This window comes from Faecalicatena orotica (assembly GCF_003149245.1).
GTDB lineage: Bacteria > Bacillota > Clostridia > Lachnospirales > Lachnospiraceae > Faecalicatena_A > Faecalicatena_A orotica.
In genome coordinates, this window is sequence record NZ_QGDL01000005.1 from 11,945 (window position 1) to 34,745 (window position 22,801).

Annotated in this window: 22 protein-coding genes; 19 read left to right on the forward strand and 3 right to left on the reverse strand. The window is 43.9% G+C overall.

The window, feature by feature from the left end; all coding sequences use genetic code 11:
• Window positions 1–55: 55 nt before the first annotated feature.
• The 4 genes from A8806_RS08995 (at window position 56) to A8806_RS09010 (ending at window position 5,776) form a co-directional block, all read left to right on the forward strand.
• On the forward strand, window positions 56–769 hold the full coding sequence (locus tag A8806_RS08995) for a LytR/AlgR family response regulator transcription factor (RefSeq protein WP_109730865.1): 714 nt from the start codon (window positions 56–58) through the stop codon (window positions 767–769).
• On the forward strand, window positions 769–2,031 hold the full coding sequence (locus A8806_RS09000; RefSeq protein WP_109730866.1) for an ATP-binding protein: 1,263 nt from the start codon (window positions 769–771) through the stop codon (window positions 2,029–2,031). Before A8806_RS08995 ends, A8806_RS09000 begins: the two co-directional genes overlap by 1 nt.
• A gap of 239 nt (window positions 2,032–2,270) precedes the next feature.
• On the forward strand, window positions 2,271–5,336 hold the full coding sequence (locus tag A8806_RS09005) for a glycoside hydrolase family 3 protein (RefSeq protein WP_109730867.1): 3,066 nt from the start codon (window positions 2,271–2,273) through the stop codon (window positions 5,334–5,336).
• Window positions 5,333–5,776 carry a hypothetical protein gene (locus A8806_RS09010; protein WP_109730868.1) on the forward strand — a complete coding sequence of 148 codons (444 nt, stop codon included), beginning with the start codon at window positions 5,333–5,335 and terminating at the stop codon, window positions 5,774–5,776. The genes A8806_RS09005 and A8806_RS09010 overlap by 4 nt, the downstream gene beginning before the upstream one ends.
• 86 nt (window positions 5,777–5,862) lie before the next feature.
• On the opposite strand, the gene A8806_RS09015 is transcribed toward A8806_RS09010, so the two are convergent.
• Window positions 5,863–6,135 (reverse strand): DUF6092 family protein, encoded by a 273-nt coding sequence (locus A8806_RS09015; protein WP_109730869.1) that lies wholly within the window; start codon window positions 6,133–6,135, stop codon window positions 5,863–5,865.
• Complete coding sequence (locus tag A8806_RS09020) at window positions 6,128–6,658, reverse strand: nitroreductase family protein (RefSeq protein ID WP_109730870.1); 531 nt, start codon at window positions 6,656–6,658, stop codon at window positions 6,128–6,130. Before A8806_RS09020 ends, A8806_RS09015 begins: the two co-directional genes overlap by 8 nt.
• 326 nt (window positions 6,659–6,984) lie before the next feature.
• Between A8806_RS09020 and A8806_RS09025 the strand changes: the two genes are divergently transcribed.
• From A8806_RS09025 to A8806_RS09080, 12 genes are all read left to right on the forward strand, one after another.
• Window positions 6,985–7,860: a permease gene (locus tag A8806_RS09025; protein WP_109730871.1), complete on the forward strand. Its 876-nt coding sequence runs from the start codon at window positions 6,985–6,987 to the stop codon at window positions 7,858–7,860.
• 102 nt (window positions 7,861–7,962) lie between these two features.
• On the forward strand, window positions 7,963–9,507 hold the full coding sequence (locus A8806_RS09030; protein ID WP_109730872.1) for an ABC transporter substrate-binding protein: 1,545 nt from the start codon (window positions 7,963–7,965) through the stop codon (window positions 9,505–9,507).
• 89 nt (window positions 9,508–9,596) lie between these two features.
• The gene (locus tag A8806_RS09035) at window positions 9,597–10,535 is read left to right on the forward strand and encodes an ABC transporter permease (protein WP_109730873.1); all 939 of its coding nucleotides are present in this window, start codon (window positions 9,597–9,599) and stop codon (window positions 10,533–10,535) included.
• Between the two features lie 160 nt (window positions 10,536–10,695).
• Window positions 10,696–11,451 (forward strand): ABC transporter permease, encoded by a 756-nt coding sequence (locus A8806_RS09040; RefSeq protein WP_242996041.1) that lies wholly within the window; start codon window positions 10,696–10,698, stop codon window positions 11,449–11,451.
• On the forward strand, window positions 11,451–12,320 hold the full coding sequence (locus A8806_RS09045; protein WP_109730874.1) for an ABC transporter ATP-binding protein: 870 nt from the start codon (window positions 11,451–11,453) through the stop codon (window positions 12,318–12,320). The genes A8806_RS09040 and A8806_RS09045 overlap by 1 nt, the downstream gene beginning before the upstream one ends.
• The gene (locus tag A8806_RS09050) at window positions 12,313–12,969 is read left to right on the forward strand and encodes an ABC transporter ATP-binding protein (RefSeq protein WP_109730875.1); all 657 of its coding nucleotides are present in this window, start codon (window positions 12,313–12,315) and stop codon (window positions 12,967–12,969) included. The genes A8806_RS09045 and A8806_RS09050 overlap by 8 nt, the downstream gene beginning before the upstream one ends.
• Window positions 12,956–13,693, forward strand: a complete 738-nt coding sequence (gene truA, locus A8806_RS09055; protein ID WP_109730876.1) for a tRNA pseudouridine(38-40) synthase TruA — start codon at window positions 12,956–12,958, stop codon at window positions 13,691–13,693. The genes A8806_RS09050 and truA overlap by 14 nt, the downstream gene beginning before the upstream one ends.
• A 128-nt stretch (window positions 13,694–13,821) precedes the next feature.
• Window positions 13,822–14,574, forward strand: coding sequence for an exodeoxyribonuclease III (locus A8806_RS09060; RefSeq protein WP_109730877.1), 753 nt, complete (start codon window positions 13,822–13,824; stop codon window positions 14,572–14,574).
• Window positions 14,575–14,607: 33 nt separating this feature from the next.
• Window positions 14,608–15,783 carry a CobW family GTP-binding protein gene (locus A8806_RS09065; RefSeq protein ID WP_109730878.1) on the forward strand — a complete coding sequence of 392 codons (1,176 nt, stop codon included), beginning with the start codon at window positions 14,608–14,610 and terminating at the stop codon, window positions 15,781–15,783.
• Between the two features lie 66 nt (window positions 15,784–15,849).
• Window positions 15,850–16,797 (forward strand): TIGR03943 family putative permease subunit, encoded by a 948-nt coding sequence (locus A8806_RS09070; RefSeq protein ID WP_109730879.1) that lies wholly within the window; start codon window positions 15,850–15,852, stop codon window positions 16,795–16,797.
• 94 nt (window positions 16,798–16,891) lie between these two features.
• Window positions 16,892–17,857 carry a carbohydrate kinase family protein gene (locus A8806_RS09075; protein ID WP_109730880.1) on the forward strand — a complete coding sequence of 322 codons (966 nt, stop codon included), beginning with the start codon at window positions 16,892–16,894 and terminating at the stop codon, window positions 17,855–17,857.
• Between the two features lie 54 nt (window positions 17,858–17,911).
• On the forward strand, window positions 17,912–19,627 hold the full coding sequence (locus tag A8806_RS09080; protein ID WP_109730881.1) for an AAA family ATPase: 1,716 nt from the start codon (window positions 17,912–17,914) through the stop codon (window positions 19,625–19,627).
• 123 nt (window positions 19,628–19,750) lie between these two features.
• Here the strand turns inward: A8806_RS09080 and A8806_RS09085 are convergent, their stop codons facing one another.
• The gene (locus A8806_RS09085; RefSeq protein ID WP_109730882.1) at window positions 19,751–20,068 is read right to left on the reverse strand and encodes a helix-turn-helix domain-containing protein; all 318 of its coding nucleotides are present in this window, start codon (window positions 20,066–20,068) and stop codon (window positions 19,751–19,753) included.
• A 127-nt stretch (window positions 20,069–20,195) separates the two neighbouring features.
• Here A8806_RS09085 and A8806_RS09090 point away from each other — a divergent pair, with 127 nt between their 5' ends.
• The 3 genes from A8806_RS09090 to A8806_RS09100 are packed head-to-tail and all read left to right on the forward strand — an operon-like array spanning window position 20,196 to window position 22,796.
• Window positions 20,196–20,747, forward strand: a complete 552-nt coding sequence (locus A8806_RS09090; protein ID WP_109730883.1) for a hypothetical protein — start codon at window positions 20,196–20,198, stop codon at window positions 20,745–20,747.
• A 9-nt stretch (window positions 20,748–20,756) separates the two neighbouring features.
• Window positions 20,757–21,476, forward strand: a complete 720-nt coding sequence (locus tag A8806_RS09095) for a LytR/AlgR family response regulator transcription factor (RefSeq protein WP_109730884.1) — start codon at window positions 20,757–20,759, stop codon at window positions 21,474–21,476.
• A complete protein-coding gene (locus tag A8806_RS09100; protein ID WP_109730885.1) occupies window positions 21,477–22,796 on the forward strand; it encodes an ATP-binding protein in 1,320 nt (439 codons plus the stop codon).
• Window positions 22,797–22,801 lie beyond the last annotated feature (5 nt).

Genomic DNA, 22,801 nt, shown 5'->3' on the forward strand with positions numbered 1-22,801 from the left:
TGACAGGAAGAAAAGCACGTCTGCGGACGTGCTTTTCCATATATAAGGGGGAAACATGATTCGTATTGCAATCGTAGAGGATGATAAAGCTTTTATGAACAGGATCAAAAAGTATATAGACACTTATGTCATGGAAAACGATGTCGAAATCGATGTTTCTTGTTTTTCTGATGGAAGTGAACTGGTTTCAGACTATGAGCCGGTGTATGATATTCTGTTAATGGATATTGAAATGCCGAGAATGAACGGAATGGACGCGGCAAAGGTGGTGCGCAGGACAGATGACCGGGTCATTATAATTTTTATAACGAATATGGCACAGTATGCGATCAACGGGTATGAGGTCGGGGCTCTGGATTATGTACTCAAGCCAGTCAAATATTTCCCGTTTTCCATGAAGCTGACGAAGGCGATTTCATCTATCAGGGAATCGGAGGCGGTAAGCCTGCTTGTTCCTTATGAGACGGGAGTCCGGAAGGTAATGTCTGATGATATTATCTATGCTGAGATAAGAGACCACTGGCTTCATATTATTACAAAGAGTCAGGAGTATAAAATGCTGGGGACTTTGAAAGAATTTGCAAACAAATTTGAGGAAAAGCATTTCACATGTTGTAACCACTGCTTTTGTATCAATCTGAAATATGTAACGTCACTTGAGAAAGAAACAGTTGAACTGGATGGCAGGTATGAGCTGAAGGTGAGCAGATCGCGCAAAAAGCAGTTAAAGCAGGCACTTTTAGATTATTACAAGGGAGGGCTGAGATAATGGGAGAGACAATTGCAGACTTGATATTACGGAGTTTTTTTACGATTAATATGCTTCCGATTGTTTTGCTGTTTTCAGCCGGTTTAAAGAAAAGGGACAGGTTCCCGTACCGACTGGCCGGAGGGATTATATTCTGTCTGTTCTGTGCCAGTCTGTTCACCCACGGATTTTTAACGTATATTGTTGAATTCTGTGCAATGACAGTATTTTGCTTCCTCCTGTATGATATAACGGTAAAAGAATCTGTTTATTGTCTTGCGTGCGCATACATAACACAGCACATTTCTTACGGCCTGTACCAGATACTGTTCCGCCCGGATGGAAACCAGCCGGTTTATTCTATCGGCTATATACTGGTTTCCATAGCCGTACTTGCGGCAGTTTATTATTTGGTCGTGAGAAAGCTGCCAGAAAACGGCAGGTTTAATATTGACCTTAAATTTTCGATGTTTTCACTCTGTATTATATTACTGCTTGTACTGGTACTCAGTATTGTGGCGGATAATATTTATGCTGGGGACAGAAGCAGCATGTACTACGTTTGTATGGCATATGATCTGATCTGCTGTGTCTTTGTTTTATGGGAACAGGTTGATTATAAGAAAAAGCTGAAAAAACAGAGAGAACAGGATATGGAAAAGCAGATCTGGATGAAACAAAAGGAATTGTACAAGCTCAGGAAAGATGACATGGAGACGATCAATATGATCTGCCATGACCTGAAGAAGCATCTGGAGTCCCTTAAACTGTTTGCGAATGAAGAGGAGCGGCAGACATATTTCAATGAAGTCAGCAAAACAATACAGTCCTATGATTCCCAACTGGAGACCGGCAGCAAGGTGCTGGACATTCTGCTCTCGCAAAAGAATCTGATCTGTATGAAGAATGGTATTGACCTGACTTGTGTGGCAGATGGGAAAAAGATGGATTTCATTCATGCGGTAGATCTTTATACAATCCTTGGAAATGCGATAGACAATGCTATTGAAAGTGTACTTATGGTTTCTGATCCGGAAAAGAAGATAATTTCGGTTTCAGTGTGGACAAAAGGAAAACTTCTGCTTATGCAGGTGGAAAACTATTTTGAAAATGAGGACCTTATTTTTGAAAATGGTCTGCCGCTGACGACGAAGAAGGAGAGTGAAGGGCATGGATTCGGGCTGAAAAGTATCAGAAACAGCGTGGAAAAATATGATGGCTGTATGGATGTGGGGATACAAAACAATACATTTAGGCTGATGATTGTAGTTCCGATTCCGTAAGAAAGAAAAAAATGCAAAGTACGAAATGGAAATGACCTGTTACGAAATATCTGTGGATATTTTGTGAATTCATGATATATTTTACAAAAATAATGATGTGCACGGAATTATTTTATTCCCGCGGGCAGCGATTCGGGCAGACAGATTTGCATGTCCGGCTGGCGGCAGCAGCGGGAGTCGGGTTCCCTGCAGTTTGATGCAGTGTATCTGGCGCGATCATATATCATGGAGGAAAGGGAATGAAAATTAAGAAAGAACTGACACGAGGTTTAGGTGCAGTCTCGGCGTTCATGCTAGTTGCGGTGAACCTGGGCGCACCAGTTGCGGATTCGTATGAAGGCAGGATCAATACGGTTCTTGGAATTAACACAACGAAAATTGTATCTGATGATACAAAGGAAGAGGATACAGCATATTATAAGAGCGATTATGGAACAGATATTTATGATACAGACAAGCTTCAGGAACTGGAAGACGACTGTGCCGATGAGGCAGTGCTTGAACAGGAGGAAGGATCCGTACTTTTAAAAAATGATAATAATGCGCTTCCACTCTCAGAGGGCAGCAGCATCACATTATTCGGGCAGAATTCTATAGAAAGTGCCCAGAAGTCCGAGTCGGCCGGCGGGTTTGGAGCGGCGGCACCTGTCAGCGGGCCGTTTTACAGCTATCATTCAACAAGTGGGTCCACACAGGAACTGGTAACGTATTTATCTGCCATGCAGTCGGCGTATAATGTAAACGAAACAATGGTGAAAGCATACCAGAACAGTGGTTATACGCGCCTGAAGGATGCACAGAATCCGGAAATCGGAGAGGCACCGAAGGAATTATACACTGAAGATCTGAAAAACAGCTGGAAAAATGAATATAATGATGCGGCAGTAGTCATGCTGACGAGGCAGGGAAGTGAAGACTGTGACCTTGTGCTGGAGGACTCAGAGGGGATCAGCCAGCTCGCACTGCATCAGGATGAGCGTGATCTTCTGGAAATGCTTAAGGAAGAGAAAGCAAACGGAACATTTAAGAAGATTATTCTTCTTGTAAACTCGAACTGGGCGATGGAACTTGGGGAGCTTGACGATTATGATGTGGATGCATGTCTCTGGATCGGGTCTCCCGGTGCAGTTGGTTTTACCGGCGTTGTAAACGTGCTGAAGGGTGATGTCAGCCCGTCCGGAAAACTGGTGGATACTTATGCGAAAAACTCCCTGTCAGCACCGGCAGTTACCTATGCGCAGGCTAAAAACACACCACAGTGGGAAAATCTGGATGAAGTTCTGGAATTCTGTTCAGATACGGACAAATATGTTTCTAATTATCTGATCTATTCCGAGGGTATTTATGTGGGATATAAATATTATGAGACAAGATACGAGGATACAGTGCTTGGCAGCGGGAATGCTACGGGTGCCGCCGGTTCTTCGACAAATGCAGCGTGGGATTATAACAACGAAATTGCCTATCCGTTTGGATATGGATTGTCTTACACATCCTTCACACAGCAGGTAGATGGTGTAGAGTACCATGAAGAGACAGACAGCTATACAGTAAAGGTGACGGTAACAAATGAAGGAGATAAGGCAGGAAAATCTGTTGTCCAGGTTTATGCGCAGACTCCTTATGGTGATTACGAGAAAGAAAATGCAGTTGAAAAGTCTGCCATTCAGGTGGCCGGTTTTGAGAAGACTGGTATGCTGGAACCGGGCGCATCCGAGACTGTAGAGGTTGATGTGGAAAAATATCTGCTGGCCAGCTATGATTATACGAATGCAAAGGGATATATCCTGAGTGAAGGAGATTATTATCTTGCAATCGGTGATGACGCGCATGATGCATTAAATAATATTCTGGCGGCAAAAGGTGCGCAAGGAATGACAGACGTACTTGGCAGCCCGGCCGAAGGAGATGCGGACAAGGCATACACTTGGAAGGAAGAGAAACTGGATACAGAAACATATAGACAGTCACGTTATTCTGACGAGACGGTGACAAATCAGTTTGACGATGCCGACCTGAATAATCTAGAAACAGATACAGTTGATTACCTTTCCAGAAGTGACTGGGAGGGCACATATCCGGTTACACAGGTTTCTGTAACGGCGACAGAGGATATGATGAAAACTCTCGACGGCGAGCTGTACGAACAGCCAGAGGATTCTCCGTCCGTCGATGATTTTACACAGGGAAAAGATGCTGGCCTCTCCTTTGTAAGCATGAAAGATGTGGAGTTTGACGATGAGGAAACATGGAATACATTTTTAGACCAGCTGACGGCAGAGGAAATGTGTTCAATCCTTCCGGACCAGAATGGTTCTTCTATGATCGAAAGCGTAAATATGCCGGCCACATACAGAGGGGATGACATGGACTGTCTGGAGCAGGTGAAATTTAAGGCAACTGAAAAGTCTGGTATCGTATGGCCTTCAACGGTGGTCATGACCTCAACATGGAACAAGGATGAGATGGCAAGGCGCAGTGCCCTGACAGCAAACGAGGCTTACTTCATGGGCTGTACCGAGATCTGGTCAGGGGGGCCGAATATTCACAGGACACCATTTAACGGACGTGCATCCGCGTACTATTCAGAAGACGGTAATATGGGATATATCGTCGGAGCCATTGTCGGGGAAAATGTCCAAAAATACGGTATTATTCTGGGGCTCAAACACATGGTTGTCAACGATCAGGAGGCAAACAGGGAGAGTGTGGCGACCTTTACAAATGAACAGGCTTTAAGAGAGCAGTATCTCAGGGCATTTGAAGGCGCTTATACGAAAGGCGGCGCCCTGGGGACAATGACAGCGTTTAACCGTATCGGATGTACCTACTGTGGAAGCTCTGCGCCTCTTCTGACACAGGTGCTGCGCGGTGAATGGGGCTTTAAAGGGCATGTGACAACAGATGCGGTTGTTGCAATGGATTATAAGACGCATTATACGTCGAATATCACAGCAGGCGTCGACTATTTCTGCTGGGATATGGCTGGATTCGGAGCATCAGAGGAGTCGGCGGCATCCAACCTCAGTAAAGACAAAGTATTAAAGGCAATTGAAGATGGCGATGGTTATATGCTGGAAGCATTGCGTAATGCAACAAAGCATACCGTCTATGCCCAGTCCAGATCCATTCTGATCAACGGACTTGACAGCAATGCAAAAGTAGAACACATTACACCGTGGTGGCAGACTGCTCTGAAAGCACTGAATGTTGTATTCATCCTGCTGACAGCATTGTTTATCGGACTATACTATCTGGAGGCATTTGTCTGGAGTAAAAAAGAACTGGGAGGGAAGCAGTCATGAAAGGATTATTAGTACAAAAAAGAATCAGCGGCCTGATCAATCTTGTGAATGCAGTATTTACTTTCATTATTATGATCGCTTATGCGGTTCTGTCAAATAAAGCAGGAGAATTCAATAAGAATGTAGTGATATATCTGCTGCTTGCTGTAATATGCTGTGCTGTATATTTCAGCGTTGATCATAAGTTTCTGGATATCGCAAATCTGGTCGCTGTTGTATTCCTTACGATGGGAATAGGGACATTTGCAATCGGCAGTATTAATACATTTGCCGACGCGCTGAATGGTATCTCCATGTTTGGATCATCCGGAGATATCGGGTATATTGTCGTTCTTCTGATTCTGCTTGCAGTGGCCCTGCTGGCTGAGATTGTATCCTGCTTTATGAGCAGGGAGCCGAAAGTCCCATTAGTAAAATTAACAGATAAAGTATCTGATTAAGAAGAGAAGTAAAGCCATACTGACATTGTACCGCTTCTGCATGGTACGGTGACAGTATGGCTTCATTTTTGTGGTAAAGGAGCAGCTTATAAAAGGTCTACAAGCTTTGCGGCCGCATCCTGCAGCATCTGATAAAAGGCTTCCTCGTCGGATGTGCTCTTTTGTTTTCCATTCTCTATGATCCGGATCAGCTCTTTGAGATCTTCATTATCCGGGTCTTCCTCCTGCATCAGTCCGCACAGCCTCTGGGACGCCTCTATCATTCTGAGAGGGCCATAGATATGCGGTTCGTTTTCTAAGCCGGCGGCACTGGTTATCATATAAATTAAAAGTTCCATATATGCTTCTTTGTTATTCATGTTTTTCCTCCCATCGGTTAAAAATCAGGACATCCTCCAGAGATTTCCGTCTGGACTCTCTGGGTTCTCCGTCCGGCCAGCCTATGGACATAAGCATTTCAATGCGGTAGGTATCGGGCAGATTCAGAAGCTTCCTGACAGCTGCGTCGTTATAAGATTTGACAGCACAGGTCCCGAGGCCTTCTTCAAGCGCGGCAAGCATAATGTTTTCGGCAGCCATAGAGGCATCCATCATGCAGCCGTAGATTTCAGAATTGCGTGAACCATGTTTCAGGGCATAGTCCATATCCGAACAAATGACCAGAATGACAGGCGGTTTGCCGCTCAAACCGGGACTAAACAGATCGACTTTACTTACTAGTTCGGGAAGCGTGACAAAGATAAACTTCCATGCCTGGAGATTACTGGCGCTCGGGGCGGACCGGCCGGCATCTGCAAGCTTCAGGAGGAGTTCCGTGGGTACGGGCTTATCCTGAAATTTTCGTATACTTCTGCGGGACTGGATTGCTTCGGTAACATTCATAGATTCATACCTCTCTTTCGTGGAGTATCATTCACTAAACATTTCCGGTACAGGCATATATTTTCCCCGGATATTTACGGGGATCGCGGATAAAATTATTATATCTCATCTAATAAAATGTGTCACATACTTTTGAAAACACAGTTTAGTGTTGTAGGACAGATTTGTATTTATTTTCAAAAAAATATTGACATTCGGAGATGAAAATTTCATAATAAAATCAACTGAACTTTACGAGAATAAAGTATAGAATGAAGTATAGACTTTAGTCTAGTAAAGCTCGCGGAACCGTTGAAATTACAAAGGATAAGAAAGGAGAAAACGAATTGAATATTGTAACGTTAGGACTACGCGTGGCTATCATAGGATATGCCCTCATATTTGCGGTAGTATTTATCAGAGACTGTCTGAACCATAAGGAGGATTTTAAGGGGCGGAGACATGTTACCCTGTTTATCATCGGGGCGGTTACCAATTTTTTCGATACACTGGGAATCGGAAGCTTTGCGACAACACAGGCGGCCTTTAAACTGACAAAATCAAGTTCGGATAAGATTATGCCGGGAACTCTGAACGTTGGGGACTGTATTCCGGTCATGACGGAGTTTCTTCTGTTTCTCGGACTGGTAGAGGTGGCTCCACTGACACTGATCTCTATGATTGTGGGGGCGATTATAGGTTCACTTATTGGGGCAAATGTTGTATCCAAATGGTCCGTTAAGGTCGTAAGATATGCTTTGGGAGGCGCACTGGTATTTCTGGCAGTCATGATGGGCTGCAGGCTGATGGAGATCGGCCCGTTCGGTACAGCCGGGATGGCAACAGGACTTGCAGGGTGGAAACTTGCCGTGGCTGTCGGTGTAAATTTTTTGCTGGGTGCGCTAATGACTATAGGTGTCGGGCTGTACACCCCATGCATCGCTCTTTGCAGCGCACTGGGACTGAATGTAAAGATCGCCTTTCCGGTTATGTTCGGTTCTTGTGCCTTCCTGATGCCTTCCTGCGGATTTGCATTTATTAAAAAAGGAACTTATGACAGGGCTGCGGCTGCATGGCTGACAATCGGCGGGGCAGTAGGGATTTTTATTGCATTTTGCATCGTACGATCGCTTCCGCTGGAAATACTGACATGGATTATTATAGTAGTAATGCTGTATACTGCTGTCATGTTTTTTAAAGATGCAAGGAAAAATGCCGAGTAGGAATGGGATTCATTTTTGATAAATACTTGCCAAACGGTGCCAAATCCTATACAATGAAGTCGACAATTTAATAATGAAGGTTATTTGAAGAAGGAGACAGACATGAAAAGAAGAACAATGAGTATTCTTGTAATGCTTACGATGGCTGTAACTATTGCACTGAGCGGATGTTCAGGTGATAAGGGAGAGCAGAAGTCAACGACGGAGAATAAACTTTCAGGAAACCCAGTCGAGGGCGGAAGTATCAAGGTAGGTATTTCCCAGGATTTGGACAGTCTTGACCCACACAAAGCAGTTGCGGCAGGAACAAAAGAGGTTTTATTTAACATTTATGAAGGCCTAGTAAAGCCGGATAAAGATGGTAATTTAGTCGAAGCCGTAGCCAGAAGCTATTCAGTTTCTGATGATGCAAAGGTATATACATTTACCTTGCGTGATGGGGTGAAGTTCCATAACGGGAATGCTGTGACGGCAGAAGATGTGAAATATTCAATAGACAGATGCGCTGATACTTCTAATGGGGAACCATTGGTATCAGCGTATTCTATTATTGAGAGTGTGAATATTCTGGATGAGAAGACGGTTGAAATCCGCCTCACAGAATCCAATACCGAGTTCCTTGCCTATATGACGACAGCGATTATCCCGAAAGACTATGACAAGCTGGACACAGAACCAGTTGGGACAGGTCCGTTTAAGTACGTATCTCGCAGCCCGCAGGAAAATGTTATTCTGGAGAAGAATGAAGACTACTGGGGAGAAAAAGCACATCTTGATAAGGTGGAATTTAAAATTGTAGCAGACGCGGATATGCTGGTCACGAATTTGAAAGGCGGTTCCATCGACATGGCGATGCGACTTACTTCAAGTCAGGCCGCGGAGCTGACAGACGGCTTCCATATAGAAGAAGGAACCATGAATCTTGTACAGGCATTATACCTGAACAATGATGTGGAGCCACTGAACAACGAAAAGGTCAGACAGGCACTCTGCTACGCAGTCAATCCAGATGAAATCATGGATATGATGGCAGACGGCAAGGGCGTCCGCATCGGGACAAGCATGTATCCGGGATTAAAGAAGTACTACGATGAAGAATACGCGGATTATTACGCACAAGATTTTGAAAAAGCAAAAGAACTGCTCAAAGAAGCCGGATATCCGGATGGATTTGACCTGGAGATAACCGTAAGCTCCGCAGACCAGCCACACGTAGACACTGCACAGGTGATTGCAGAAGAACTCAAAAACATCGGCGTCAATGTCACAATCAAACCGATCGAATGGGAAGCATGGCTGGAAGATGTCTACGCAAAACGCGACTACCAGTCAACCGTAGTTGGTGTAGACGCATCCAACCTGTCAGCACGCGCAATGCTGGAACGCTTCACATCCGACGCATCCGGAAACTTTATCAACTTCAAAGACGACGAGTACGATAAAGTCTTCAAAGAAGCAATCGCAGCAACAGACGAAACAGAACAGATCAAACTATACAAACAGGCAGAAGGAATATTAGCAGAAAAAGCCGCAAACGTCTACATTCAGGATCTGGCAAATCTGGTAGCAGTCAGCAATAAATACGACGGATATACATTCTACCCGTTGTATGTACAGGATATGTCAACAATATATATGGTTGAATAAACCACAAAAAACCTTCAAAAAGGTACACCACTAAACGCAGTTTGGGACGTAGTAAAGTTGAAAAAGATTACGTCCCCAAGGAGGCAGGTATGAAATTTGTTTTTAGGAAATTATCAGGTCTTATAATCGCATTATTAATTGTCAGTATGCTTGCCTTCCTTGCGTTTGAGGTGATTCCCGGGGACCCTGCGAGGTCGATTCTCGGCACGGAGGCGACTGAGGCGAAGGTCCAGGCTCTGCGGGAGGAGATGGGATTGAACCGTCCCCTGCCGCAGCGATATGGACTGTGGCTGAAGGATTTTGCCGCAGGGGATATGGGGATGTCTTATTCTTATCAGGTCCCGGTCAGGGAGATGATCGGGGATAAGATTCCTATTACGATTACGCTGACTCTGATGGGTTTTTTCTTTATTTTGTTGTTTTCTATACCGGTGAGCCTTTTGAGTGTGAGGTATGAGAATCGGTTTGTGGATCAGTTCTTTTTGATTCTGAATCAGGTTACGATGTCTGTTCCGCCGTTTTTTGTCGGGATTATTTTCACGGTGTTATTCGGATTGGTATTTAAGTTGTTCACGCCGGGGGGATATGTTTCTTATACGGAGAGTCTTACCGGATTTCTGGGATATCTGATTCTTCCGTCGATCGCCATTGCGCTGCCAAAGGCGGCTATGACTACGAAGCTGTTCCGCAGTTCGCTGATTACGGAGATGAGGCAGGATTATGTGCGTACGGCGATGAGCAGGGGGAACGCCCCGTGGAGAGTGCTTGTGCATCATGCGCTGAAGAATGGGATTCTTCCGGTGATTACATTTTTAGGAATGGCGATTGCGGATATGATTGCAAATAGTATTGTGATCGAGCAGGTGTTCGGAATCCCGGGACTCGGGAGGACGCTGATCTCGTCGATATCCAAACGGGATTATCCTGTGGTGGAGGCTGTGATTGTTCTGATTGCAGTGGTGATTCTGGTGATTAATGTAATTGTGGATTTACTGTATCGGAAACTGGACAAACGGATTGAGATATAGAGGTACTGATTTGAGCAGATTAAGTATAAATGGGATGAAAAAGGGAAAAACTTCCAATAACCTATTTTCCGGCGGGCCCCAAAAGCTGTCCGGGCAGAAGGCGGCCGGGGGCGGGCTGAGAAGTTATAATTTCACATTTGGGGCGGTACTTACGGTGATTATGCTGGGACTGATCGTGCTGGGATTTTTCTGGGTGCCGTATGATACGGAAGCGATGCAGGGGTCGGTAAAACTGAATGCCCCGTCTCTTGCCCATATATTCGGGACGGACCAGTTCGGCAGGGATGTGTTCAGCCGGGTTCTTTCCGGCGCAGGCAGCACGCTGGTGATTGCAGGGGGGACGATTCTGATCGGGGGCGGTATTGGCATTCTGACTGGGGCCGTGACCGGATATTTCGGAGGCTGGCTGGATGAAGGTCTGATGCGGATCAACGATGTACTGGCAGCATTTCCCAGTGTACTTCTTGCACTGGTGATTATCAGCATATGGGGAAGCGGGAAATATAAGGTCATGCTGGCTCTCGGAATCGCTTTTATCCCGAGTTTTGCAAGGATTGTGCGCGGTGAATTTATGCGCTGCCGGGAAGAAGATTACGTCACAAGTGCCAGACTGATCGGGGTATCCACGCCACGGATTTTGTTTGTCCATATACTGCCGAATATCCTTCCGGCACTCTTATCTTCCCTGACAATCGGGTTCAATAACGCCGTCATTCAGGAGGCGGGCATGAGTTATCTAGGGATCGGTGTGCAGCCGCCGGATGCCAGCCTTGGCCGGATGCTTTCTGAATCCCAGACATATCTGGCAAGCGGACCGTGGTGTGCAGTTTTTCCCGGACTCTTTCTGGTCCTGCTGATTCTGGGAGTCGGAATGCTGGGTGAAGGGATTCTGGACAGATTCGGAGGTGGAAGATAATGCTGAAAGTGGAAAATCTGTCGATTCACTTCGAAGAGCGCGGAGCCAGCCAGGAAGTCGTGCGGGATGTATCCTTTGATATTCAGGACGGAGAAATCTTAGGAATCGTGGGTGAATCAGGCTCGGGGAAAACAATGACGGCTCTGACGATCGCAGGGCTTTTGAAAAACAATGCCATATTGGACAGCGGAAGTATCCGGCTGGATGGCGTAAACCTGCTTTCACTGTCGGAAAAGGAAATGCGCTCAATTCAGGGAAAAGATATCAGTATGATTTTTCAGGAACCGATGACCGCACTCAATCCGACGATGAGGATTGGAAAACAAGTAGAGGAGGCACTAATCCTGCACACAGATCTTTCAAAGGAGGAACGCAGGAAAAAGGTCATCAAAGCTCTGGAAGATGTGGAATTGACTCAGCCTGAAAAGCTGTGCCGCAAATACCCTTATGAATTATCCGGAGGAATGCGGCAGCGCGTCATGATCGCCGCGGCAATCGTATGCCGGCCCAAACTTCTAATCGCTGACGAGCCGACAACGGCGCTGGATGTGGGGACGCAGGAGAGTATTCTGAAATTATTAAAGAAATTGAATAAAAAATACAATATGGGAATCCTCTTTATATCCCATAACCTGAGAGTGGTAAATGAACTCTGCAGCAGGGTCCTCGTCATGAAAGACGGCCGGGTGCTGGAGGAAGGACAGGCAGTGCAGATTTTTGAGCATCCGCAGACAGAGTATACAAAGGAACTAATCGCCGCGATCCCGACCCGGACAAAAGGAAGCAGATTCTATGAACTCCTGAAAGCAAGAGCCAGTGAGGAAGGATTTGCAGATTCGGATGTAAAGGCAGGTGAAGAAAATGCCTGAGAAAGTACTAGAGTTAAAGGGAGTAAACGCATATTATAAGGAAGGAAAACAGAAGAAACAAGTTCTCGAAGACGTTTCGTTTACCTTGTATGAGGGCGAAATCACGGGGCTGGTTGGAGCCAGCGGAAGCGGCAAGTCTACATTGTGCAAATGCGTGCTCGGCCTCCTGAAAGAATATGATGGAGAGATCATTCATTATACAAAATCCCCCCAGATGATCTTTCAGGACCCGTTCCGCTCCCTGAACCCAAAGAAATCGATCGGCTGGATTCTCGAGGAACCATTAAAAGTACAGGGCGGGTGCACGAAAGAGCAGCGCCGGGAAAAGGCGGAAGAGATGTTAAAACGCGTACATCTTCCGGTGGAACTATATGGTCGTTATCCGAGAGAACTAAGCGGCGGACAGAGGCAGAGGGTGAGCATCGCCCTGGCTTTAATTACAGGCACAAAATTTATTCTGGCAGATGAACCTCTGTCCGCACTGGACGTGACGGTTCAGGCCCAGATCATCGCTCTTTTAAAGGAGCTGCAGGAAAGTGAAAAAATCTGTTACCTGTTCGTATCCCATGATCTGGATGTGGTCAGTATGCTATGCAGCCGGGTTCTCTTTTTAAAAGACAGGAAAGTGAAGGAATATGCGGACTTATAAAATGACAATTATATACGATGGAACGAGGTACCAGGGCTGGCAGAGGCAGAAAAATACGGATCAGACAATTCAGGGTATCTTGGAGGCGTCCATCGGGAAAATAGCCGGTTATCCGGTGGAAGTAAATGGTTCCGGCAGGACAGACGGCGGTGTGCATGCAAAAGGACAGACTGCAAGCATAACCCTGTCCGGCAGAGTGGATGAAACAACATTCCGTGAAGAACTGAACAAAATACTCCCCGAAGACATCCGGGTAAAGGAAATGCTCCTTGTGAAAAACGGTTTTCACGCCCGGCAGAATGCAAAAGGGAAGCGGTACGAATATTTCATAGATACCCGGGAAAAGCCGGATGTATTTGCAAGAAAATATTGCTGTCACTATCCTTATGGACTGAACATTGCGGCGATGGAAGAGGCGGCCGGTTATCTGATCGGGAAACATGATTTTTCAGGATTTACAGATAAAAAAGACGAAAAGTCCACAATTCGGACAATTTATGATATAATCATTGAGAAACAGGACAGCAGGATACGGATCGAATATTATGGGACGGGCTTTCTGTACCATATGGTCCGTATTCTGACAGGAACTCTTCTGGAGGTAGGCACAGGAGAGAAAAAGCCGGATGAGGCCATCTCCATTCTGGAGGCGGGAAAGCGTGAATATGCAGGCTTTCTGGCACCTGCCAGAGGATTGTTTTTAAAAGAAGTCTACTATACTTAAGAGGATGCAGGGGAGCCGGAATGCGGGGAAGAAAAGGATGTAGAGCAGATTCTGCTCATATTCATGCGATTCCCGGCAGCCGGCTCCTGATTTACTTTAGAATCAGATGAAAAGATAAGGAGGCCTAAATGAAATTTATATCATGGAATGTGAACGGCATACGCGCATGTGTGCAGAAAGGATTCGTGGAATTTTTCCGCGGGGCGGACGCAGATATTTTCTGCATTCAGGAAACAAAAATGCAGGAGGGGCAGTTGGAACTGGATCTGGAGGGATATCACCAGTACTGGAACTATGCGGTAAAAAAAGGATACTCCGGGACAGCAGTATTTACAAAAAAAGAGCCCCTGTCCGTGGCTTATGGGATTGGTATCGAAGAACACGATCAGGAAGGGCGTGTCATCACGCTGGAATTTGAAGACTTTTACTTTGTAACTGTCTACACACCAAATTCCCAGAATGAACTCGCCAGACTGGATTACCGGATGAAGTGGGAAGATGATTTCCGGGCATATCTGAAGAAACTGGATGAGAACAAGCCAGTTGTCGTGACTGGCGACATGAACGTGGCACATCAGGAAATCGACCTGAAAAATCCAAAAACAAACCGCAGGAATGCAGGTTTTACGGATGAAGAACGCCAGAAATTTACAGATCTTCTGGATGCAGGATTCATCGATACATTCCGTTATTTTTATCCGGATCAGGAAGGCATCTATTCCTGGTGGTCTTACCGTTTCCGGGCCCGCGAAAAGAATGCAGGGTGGCGTATCGACTATTTCTGCGTATCAGAGTCGTTAAAAGACAGACTCAAAGGGGCAGGCATCCTGACGGAGGTGCTCGGTTCAGACCATTGCCCCGTCGTACTCGAGATGGAGTAAATAATTTAAATATAGAAACAGGAGGCAGTCAGCATGACAAAGATTGATATCATTTCCGGTTTTCTCGGAGCCGGAAAAACAACATTTATCAAAAAAATGCTTCAGGAGGCATTTCAGGGAGAACAGGTGGTTCTGATTGAAAATGAATTTGGCGAGATTGGGATTGACGGAAGATTTTTGAAAGATTCCGGGATCGAAATCCGCGAGATGAATTCAGGATGCATCTGCTGTTCTTTAGTCGGGGATTTCGGAAAGTCACTGAAAGAAGTAGTGGATAAGTACCACCCGGACCGGATCCTGATCGAACCTTCCGGAGTCGGGAAACTCTCCGATGTCATCAAAGCAGTGCAGGATGTCCAGGGAGAGATTGATGCGGTACTGAACAGTTTTACCACTGTGGTAGATGCAATGAAGTGTCGTCTGTACAGAAAGAATTTTGGTGAATTCTTCAGCAATCAGGTCGAGTATGCGGGGGCAATCATATTAAGCCGTACAGACAAAGCAAAACCGGAAAAGGTGGAAGAAAGCTATCAGCTTCTGCGCGAACTGAATGAGAAAGCACCGATCATTACAACTCCGATCGCGGAGCTTTCCGGTGAAAAACTGCTGGAAACAATGGAACACAGCAAGTCTCTGGAAGAAGAACTGCTGGCAGAGATTACCTGCCCTGAATGCGGCGGGCATCATGAGCACGGGGAAACATGCGGCTGTGGCCATGACCATGCGGACCACGGGCACCACCATGAAGAACATGACCATGCTGGACATCATCACGAAGACCACGACCATGCTGGACATCATCACGAAAACCACGGCCACGAAGGGCACAGCCATGATCACGCCGGACACCCGCATGACCATGAAGGCCACGATCACGATGACCACTGTGGCTGCGGCCACGACCATCACCACGAGCATGGACACCACCATGCCGATGAAGTATTTACCAGCTGGGGATGTGAGACCATCAAAACCTATACGAAAGCGGAGATCAGCAGTATTCTTGAGACACTGGAGTACGACGACACACTTGGTACAATCCTGCGTGCGAAAGGGATGGTTGCCGGGGAGGGAGAATGGATTTATTTCGATATGGTTCCCCAGGAACATGAAGTGCGCAGCGGTTCAGCTGAATATACCGGCAGAATCTGTGTGATTGGTTCTGAACTCAAAGAAGACAGACTTGCAGAATTATTTGGTATAAAATAGATGTAACTGTTCAAAACATACGAACAGCTGCATGCAGATATAAAAGCATGATTGGAGAGATTTAAAATGGCAGAACCAGATGTAATGGTTTATCTGATGACCGGATTTCTGGACAGCGGAAAGACACAGTTTCTGAAGTTCACGCTGGAGCAGGAATATTTCCAGATAGAGGGGACAACTCTGCTCATTCTTTGTGAAGAGGGTGAAGAGGAGTATGACCCGCAGGAAATGAAGAAATATAATGTAGTTATTGAGTATGTGGAAGATCAGGAAGAACTGACGGCACAATGGCTGGAGGAAATGAATGAAAAATATAGTCCCGAGCGTGTTGTAGTCGAGTATAACGGAATGTGGAAGGTCAGTGACTTTGAGGCACTGGAACTTCCAAAAGGATGGGGAATTGAGCAGAAGCTTACAACAGTGGATGCCAGCACTTTCCAGATGTATCTGGCTAATCTGAAGCCTTTGTTTGTAGAAATGGTTAGAAATTCAGAAATGGTATTATTTAACCGCTGCACGGATAAGAAACCGCTGTCCGGATACCGCCGGAGCGTGAAAGTTGTAAGCCCCCAGGCGGAAGTGATCTTTGAGGACGGGCAGGGGGAAGTGGAAAATATTTTTGAGGACGATGTCCCGTATGACCTGAATGCCCCTGTAATCGAAGTGCGCCGGGAGGACTACGGAATCTGGTATGTAGATGTGATGGACAATCCGGACAGATATAAAGGGAAAACGGTAGAGTTTACGGCCAGAGTGTTGAAGCCGAAAGGATTTCCTTCCAAAGTATTCCTGCCGGGACGTATGGCCATGACCTGCTGTGCAGATGATACCACGTTTCTGGGATATATATGTAAGAGTTCCTATGCACCAAAATTAAAGCCGGGGCAGTGGGTGACCGTGCGTGCAAAAATCGGTTTTGGACGCGTGTCTGTTTACCGTGGTGTCGGTCCGGTGCTGGAGGCAGAGCATATTGAGTCTGCGGAACCTATAGAGGAACTGGTATATTTTAACTAAAAGTAATATTTGAACTGCACTTTTAAGGATTGCATAAAGGTGTAAAGTGCGTTAAAATTGTATCAAATATGGTGAGATAAGAAGGAGAGAGTCTATGGAAAAGCAATTTGACGTAATCGCAATGGGGGAACTCTTGATTGATTTTACAATGAACGGACAGAGCGAACAGGGAAATGGCCTGTTTGAGGCATGCCCGGGCGGCGCTCCGTGCAACGTGCTTGCAATGTTGAACAAGCTGGGCAAGAAGACTGCATTTCTTGGAAAAGTCGGGAAGGACCAGTTCGGAGTTCTGCTCAAGAATACATTAGACGAAACAGGAATTGACACCTCTAATTTAAAAATGGATGCCGATGTGAACACAACATTGGCCTTCGTACATACATTCCCCGATGGGGACCGCGAATTCTCATTCTACCGTAATCCCGGAGCCGACATGATGCTGACAGAGGATGATGTAGATCCGGAATTCCTGAACAAGGCAAGATTATTCCACTTCGGTACGCTGTCGATGACACATGAGGGTGTCCGTAAGGCAACAGAAAAGGCTCTGGATACGGCAAAAGAGAATGGCCTTCTTATTTCCTTCGATCCGAACCTGCGCCCGCCGCTCTGGAGCTCACTCGAGCTGGCAAAAGAGCAGATGGAATATGGTTTCCAGTTCTGCGATATCCTTAAGATATCAGACAATGAGATCCAGTTTGTATCCGGGAAAGAGGACTATGACGAGGGAATCCAGTACCTTCAGGAGAAATACAACATCCCGCTGATCCTGCTGACCCTTGGAAAAGACGGAAGTCGCGCATACTATAAAGGCATGCGTGTCGAGAGAAGCGGATTCACCATGAACACAATCGAGACAACCGGTGCAGGAGATACCTTCTGCGGAAGCTCCCTGAATTATATACTGGAGCACGGTATCGACAATCTGACGGAAGAAGAACTCGGCGAGATGCTCACATTTGCCAATGCAGCAGCAGCCGTTATCACAACCCGTAAGGGGGCTATACGTGCGATGCCTGAGAAGGAAGAGGTAATGAGTGTCATTGGAGAGCAGGCGTAAGCGATATCATAGTAAGCAAAAGCAGGCTGAAGGCAGAAGGGGGGCAAAGTCCGCATGTCCAGAACGGTTGGAATTGGAAATCAGGATTTCAGTGTGATCCGCACAAATAATTATTTTTATATAGATAAGACTGGATTTATCAAGGAATGGTGGGACAGCGGTGATCACGTGACTTTGATTACACGGCCGCGCAGATTTGGAAAGACCCTCACGATGAGCATGACAGAGCAATTTTTTTCAGTCCATTATGCAGGCAGGGGAGACTTATTTGAGGGACTGGAAATTTGGAAAGGAGAAAGATACAGGGAGATTCAGGGCACCTATCCCACAATCAGCTTAACCTTTGCAAATGTAAAAGAGCCGAATTTTGAGATGACAAAGCAGAGGATAAATCAAATTCTCACGGATCTGTATAATGAAAATATTTTCCTGCTGGATGGGAGTCTGCTGACTGATCAGGAGAAAGAGTATTTTAAAAGTGTCAGACCGGATATGGATGAAGTCACGGCAACTATGGCTATTCATAAAATGTCAGATTTTCTTAGCAGATATTATAGGAAAAGGGTAATCATCCTGTTGGATGAATATGATACGCCTATGCAGGAAGCCTATGTGTCCGGTTATTGGAACGAGCTGGTTACATTTACACGGAGTATGTTTAACGCGGCTTTTAAGACGAACCCTTATCTAGAACGGGCGATTATGACAGGAATTACGAGAATAAGTAAGGAATCAATATTCTCAGATTTAAATAACTTGAAGGTAGTCACAACAACTACTGATAAGTATGAAGATTCTTTTGGATTTACAGAGAAAGAAGTGTATGAAGCACTGGAGGAGTATGGATTATATGGCCAGAAGCATAAAGTAAAGCGTTGGTATGATGGTTTTACATTTGGAAAAACGAAAGACATCTATAACCCGTGGTCCATTATTAATTATTTGGATGAGAAAAAGACTGGGGCCTACTGGGCAAATACCAGCAGTAACGGTATGATTGGTAAAGTAATCAGAGAAGGGAGCAGCCGGGTTAAGGAAGAATTTGAAAGCCTGCTTGCCGGGGAATCAATTGTAACAGAGATAGACGAGGAGATTGTTTATAATCAATTAGGCCAGAAGGAAAATGCAATCTGGAGCCTGATGCTTGCCAGTGGATATCTAAAGGTGAAACGATATGAGGCCGGAGGGGATGAACATGGTGGAAGATGGAGGGAAACTTATGAACTGGAACTGACCAATTTTGAAGTAAAAATTATGTTTCAGAACATGGTGCAGGATTGGTTTGCTGCGTCTTCGTCCAGTTACAATGACTTCTTAAAGGCACTTCTAAGCCGTGATGTAGAAGCAATGAATGTATATATGAACCGGGTCGCCCTTACCACATTCAGTTATTTTGATACAGGGGGGAGCGCATCCAGGGAATCAGAGCCCGAACGTTTCTATCATGGATTCGTATTGGGGCTTATGGTAGAACTATCGGATAAGTACATTCTAACTTCTAACAGGGAAAGCGGATTTGGCAGATATGATGTTATGCTGGAACCTAAGAGAGATGATTTAGACGCAATCATTCTCGAGTTTAAAGTATTTAATCCGAGGAAAGAAAGCAATCTGGAGGAAACGGTGGAAGCTGCGTTGGAACAGATTAAACGGAAACAGTACAGCGCTTCTCTCGCTGCCAAGGGAATACCGGAGAAAAGCATACGCCAATATGGCTTCGCGTTTAGAGGAAAACAAGTGTTGATCGGGCAGGGAGATTGCCCGGAATAAGAGAATACCCGGCCGAGATGTGAGTCAACACATTAACAGCCGGGTATTTTTATACCATTCAAGGACAGAATTACTACCATTCAGGGTCAAAGTATATGAAATGACAATAATTCTGCTATAATCTTAAATAAGACGTGGCAGTAAAAATTCCAGTGTTTCTAAAACTAACTGCTGCTTTTCAGCGGGAAGCTGTTCTACGATATTTTTAATTCTCTCGGAAACAGATGTATCATCGGGATACACGAAGATATCACAAAGGAGTTCCTGGGGAGATGAATGTAAAGCATCTGCAATCGCGCAGACAGTATCAATAGAAGGCATAGAAGACCCACTTTCTATACGGTTCATGAAACTTGGAGATATGTGTATAGAATCAGCAAGAGCGCTCTGTGTTATATTTTTTGAGTTACGTACATACCGGATTCGTTCTCCTATTGTCATAAGTGCCTCCTAATAATCTTTCTTTTATTTTAGCAAGACTGATGAAGAAAGAGAATTTACTTATATGCAATATATTTACAAATAGTAAATAATGACGTACTATATAAAAAAAGGAGGATATAGTACAATGTTCTACGATGGTGTTGAAGTTGCAGGCATAAAAATGTCTGTGGCCGGTATTGAAAGTCTGGGCATATCGAGTAAACAGGTCTTATTAAAGAGTATAAAGTATCTAAGAAGTGATTTCGAAAAATTCCAAGAAGCAGGTTATCTAAAAAAAGCAATGTGGCATATTTATGCCTATATGGAACTGGGACATCCTTTTTGCGATGTAGAAGAAGAATTCCATATAATATTAGATTATCTGCATTTAAATAAAAAAGATGTATTTCCGGATGAAAAATGGCTGTATAAAGCTATGCCATTAAATAAATCTGTTATAAGGAACATATTAGGAAAATGGAGCCCCAACCTGCACTCCATGAAAATTGCAGATGCAGTTCAGGATATTATGAAAAATATTACTGAAAAGAGAGAAGGGGTCTATACATATTATTCAGGGAAAGTTCTGGCTCAGGAGGGAGACAAGACCTTGTGGGACAAAACATTTAAACTGTATATACAATCAGATGAGGCAATACTTTATGACGTGAATAGTAAGAAGTATTATACATTTTGAGGGAGACTTATGATTAGAATTGCAGTTGTCGATGACGAAAAAGCCATGCGGGACATGGTATGCAAATGTATTAAGCAGACAATGAAAGAGGATGAGAAAGAGAGCATTGAGATTCTGGAATATACAAGCGGCGAATCTTTTTTAGAGCAGGTAAAAAATGGAGAGCTGTTTGACATCCTGTTTACAGATATCCAGATGTCAGAGATGGATGGCATGGAGCTGGGAAAAAAGATACGGGAAGCACATTCTAAGATGTATATTGTTTTTATTACTTCTTATGCCGAGTATGCGGTTGAGAGCTATATGATTGAAGCGTATCAGTATATTTTAAAACAGGATATGGAATACCGTCTGCCGGATGTGGCACGTCGGCTGATTGATAAAATCAGTCTCGACAGCAGGCAGTACAGGATGATAAAAATAGGTGAAGGGCAAATAAAGCTATACTATAAAGATATTATATACATATATAAAGCGAAAGGCGGTAAATATGTCACCTATAGGACAAGCGCCGGCGAGTATCGGGAAAGAATAACATTGCGTCAGGTATACGAGGAACTGGGGAGTAAGATGTTTGTAATGGTAGAGCGTGGTTATATTGTAAATATGAAGCATATATACAAAGTATTGGGTGATACCATATATCTGGAAGATAATTGTCAGGTAAAGATCAGCAGGGCAAAACTGGCAGAGGTTAAGAAGGAGATTAATTTATATTGGGGGAATTAAATGAAAGAAGAAGCGGTTCTAAGGGGGATTCTGCTTGTAATATCATTATATGAAGTTTGGCTTTATTATCAGTTAGTTTTCGGAGTTCTAATAGAGAAAAAAAACATAAAAAAGAGATATATGGCAGTTCTGTGGTTTAGTATTGTGGTAACCGGCTCGAGTTTAGCAATTAACCGCAAAATAATATTTTTTTCTGATTCAGTATTTTTTTTAACAGTAGTGTTGGTGATACTTTTTAGCTGTATAATAATAAAAAACTATAAGTTTTTAACCGTCAGCTTAGTTCTTGTTTACTTTGCATTTGTGGCATTATTAGACTTTTTATTTGCCTTTTTACAGATGAATTTTCTGGAGGAGAAATTTAATGAGATAGTTTATTTTAATGGAATAAGTAATCAAAAAATAATAATTTATATTTTTTCAAGGATGATTACGACGATATTAGTTATAATAGTTCGAAAAAGTGATTTGAAAAAAGTTATATTTGAATTGCGCAAAATCATATTTTTAATGGGTCTTTTATTTTTGATACTGGCTAAAGGATATCACTTATATATAGTATCAATGGTATTTGGTCTTAGAGAAAAAAACGGCAGTATCGGTATTTTGTCATTAATAACAATAGTCGTTATAATAGGCTTTATAGGCATGATCTTATCAAAAAATAAAATGATAAAGAATGAGTATGAATTTCTTGTTCTCAAAGAAGAATTAGAACATCAAAAATACGAAGAACTAGAGTCTGCATTGGAAAAGAATAAAGAATTAATACATGATACAAAAAATCATTATCTAATAATAAGTGAATACGAAAGGAGCGGAGATTATCAAAGGCTCCATGATTATATAGAAGACCTGAAACATAGTTTTATCAAGGTGAATCCACAGATATATACTGGTAATCGTGTAATAGATCTGATTTTGAGTCAGAAAAAATTGATATCTGAGCAAAAAAATATTACATTAATGTTACAAGTAATGCCACTTTCAAAGCTTCCATTTAAAGAAAGGGAGTTATGTATCATTTTTGGAAACTTGCTGGATAATGCTATAGAGGCTTGTGAAAAGGTGGAGTCCAATAGATGCATCGGAGTACGTTTAGAAAGGCAAAATAATTTATTTTTTTTACAAATAATGAATTCAATAAATGATTTTCCAAAAAAATCTGGAAAAGGGTTTCTATCAACAAAGACAAATAAAGATTTACATGGCTTTGGACTAAAAAGTGTTCAACGAATAGTAGAAGCATATGAAGGTAATATTGCATATCAAATCGAACAGGACAAGTTTATAGTAAGACTTACTTTCTTTGATATGTAATACCA